Origin of the sequence: Pseudomonas sp. CM27, assembly GCF_013179515.1 — a bacterium.
Taxonomy (GTDB): domain Bacteria; phylum Pseudomonadota; class Gammaproteobacteria; order Pseudomonadales; family Pseudomonadaceae; genus Aquipseudomonas.
The window spans coordinates 1-678 of record NZ_JABMCN010000492.1 but is presented as its reverse complement, the minus strand read 5'-3'; the positions used below and the strand labels follow the sequence as shown (position 1 = coordinate 678).

Sequence of the window (678 nt, the reverse complement as noted above, 5' to 3'; positions counted from 1 at the left end):
CCTGGAACATGTCTTCGGCGGGCAGTACGCCACGCTGCAGGCTTTCACGGGCGCGCAGGGCGGTGGCCAGCCCGGCCACCCGCATTACCAGCACACCCAGGGCGGAGCCTGCGATGATCAGCAGCAGCGCCGGAAAGAAACCGATGGCCGCGCTGACCTTGACGAAGACGAACAGCTCCAGCACAGGAAAAATCAGAAACAGCAGTAGAAAAGCACGCATCAAAGATTCCTCAGCGGAAGAGACCTTCCAATAAGACCTCAGATGGATGCGCGCGCTCCGGATTTCAACCCTCGACTTCAGTCGCAACCGGCCACTGGTCGGCGCGCGCCAGCAAAACCAAGGCTTCGCGGACTTGTGTCGGCGTGTTGCAAGTACTTGGGAAAGGCAGCCAGTGCACCCCCTGGCCGATACGCAGGTGCATGCCCTCGCTGTCCACTCCGGCCATCTGCGCCGGCACATGGCGCGGCAGACCGGTCAGCGCCACGTAGTGGGCGATGGCGTCGGCGTGGTCGCTGTTCATGTGCTCGACCATGCTCGCCTCGGCCTTGCCCGCGAACGGGTTGGCCAACGTCACCTGGTCAAGCCAGTGGATCGCGCCGAAACCGCCAATGTAGCGATGGCGCACCGGCTGCAGCACCCAGAAATCGAAGTCATGGGCCTTGTGGTAGTTGGCAGCG

Annotated in this window: 2 protein-coding genes; both read right to left on the bottom strand. The window is 63.0% G+C overall.

The window, feature by feature from the left end; translation table 11 throughout:
• Nucleotides 1-220 (bottom strand): FxsA family protein (locus tag HP547_RS29160; protein WP_172288979.1); only part of this gene is annotated, 220 nt, incomplete at its 3' end.
• 64 nt (nucleotides 221-284) lie between these two features.
• The coding region (locus HP547_RS29155; RefSeq protein WP_172288977.1) for a DUF2470 domain-containing protein at nucleotides 285-678 on the bottom strand (394 nt) is incomplete at its 5' end.